The 1,599-nt window shown below is 70.8% G+C and carries 1 protein-coding gene and 1 pseudogene; both read left to right on the forward strand.

Going from position 1 to position 1,599, the window contains the following annotated elements:
• Positions 1–195: pseudogene (locus tag WB785_RS12040) on the forward strand (hypothetical protein); the annotation flags it as partial.
• A gap of 171 nt (positions 196–366) precedes the next feature.
• Positions 367–1,599, forward strand: a 1,233-nt coding sequence (locus WB785_RS12045) for a DUF6350 family protein (protein WP_424079415.1), incomplete at its 3' end; no start/stop codon positions are given.

Raw genomic sequence — 1,599 nt, forward strand, 5'->3', positions numbered from 1 at the left:
GCGCCGCACCAGCAGGGATCGCCCACCCCGCCAACGGGTTTCCCCAGCTTCAGCCCGCCGCCGTCGTCCGGCTCCGGCGGCCAGGGTCCGGCCAACTCCGCTAGCCACGCCGGCTCTGGCCAGAGCCAGCCCTCGTATGGTCAGGGTCAGCAACCACCGGCGTCGTCCTCGCCGTCGGGCCCGTCACAGTCCTAACCGTGCGCATTCGGGCGCGGCGCGCCGTCGGCCAGACGGCCTAGTGGCGACCGTTAGCGCGGCGAAGCCGGGCGCGGCGGGTCGCCACTCAGACGGGCTAGTGGCGACCGTTAGCGCGGCGGGTCGCCACTCAGACGGGCTGCGCGGTAACGTCCTCGAAGCGTGACGCGGGTGCAGGACAGTCCATCGGCGGGCGCCCGTCAGGCCCGTGCCCTACTGCGGGTCGCGTTCGGCCCCGCCCTGGTCGCGTTGATTGTCATCGCGGCGGTGACGTTGCTGGAGTTGTTGATCGCCAACAGCGACATGACGGGCGCGTTGGGTGCCATCGCCAGCATGTGGCTGGGCGTGCACCAGGTGCCGATCTCGATCGGCGGTCGCGAACTTGGCGTGATGCCGTTGCTGCCGGTGCTGCTGATGGTGTGGGGTACTGCGCGGACCACCGCGCAGGCCACGCCCGCCACCGCCTCCTGGTTCGTCACCCGCTGGATCGTGGCGTCGGCGCTGGGCGGACCACTGCTGATCGCCGCGATCGCACTGGCGGTCATCCACGACGCGGCATCGGTGATCACCGAACTCCAGACGCCGAGCGCGTTACGGGCATTCGTGAGCGTGCTGGTGGTCCATGGCATCGGTGCGTCGATCGGCGTGGGCTCTCGGGTCGGCCGCCGGGCGCTGGCGGCGTCGCCGCTGCCGGACTGGCTGGCCGATTCGCTACGGGCGGCGACGGCCGGCGTGCTGGCGCTCCTCGGGCTGTCCGGCCTGGTTACCGCCGTCTCGCTGGTCGTGCACTGGGGCACGATGCAGGACCTGTACGCGATCACCAATTCGGTGTTCGGCCAGTTCAGCCTGACCATATTGTCGGTGCTGTATGTGCCGAATGTCATCGTCGGCACCGCCGCGATGGCGGTGGGATCCAGCGCCCATCTGGGTTTTGCGACGTTCAGTTCGTTCACCGTGTTCGGCGGCGACATTCCCGCGCTGCCGGTGCTGGCCGCGGCGCCCAACCCGCCGCTGGGCCCGGCGTGGGTTGCGTTGCTCATCATCGGCGCGTCGTCGGGGGTAGCGGTCGGACAACAGTGTGCGCGTCGGTCGCTGCCGATCCTGGCGGCGATGGCCAAGCTGGGAACCGCTGCTGTGCTTGCGGCGCTGACGATGGTGCTGCTCGGTTACGCCGGCAGCGGGCAGTTGGGCAACTTCGGCGGCGTCGGGATCGACCAGGAGACCTTCGGGTTCGCGGTGTTCCTGTGGTTCGCCGTCGTCGGCGCCTTCACCGTCGTGATGGCCGGTGGCGTCCGATACCGGCCGAGGAAGCCCAAACCCGAGCCGGCCGCTGAGCCGAGCCTGCCGGCCGATGTCGCCGACGACGAGCCGCCGCCAGCCGCCGAGCCGCCGCCAGCCGCCGAG

The organism is Mycobacterium sp., from assembly GCF_049585075.1.
Taxonomy (GTDB): Bacteria; Actinomycetota; Actinomycetes; order Mycobacteriales; family Mycobacteriaceae; genus Mycobacterium.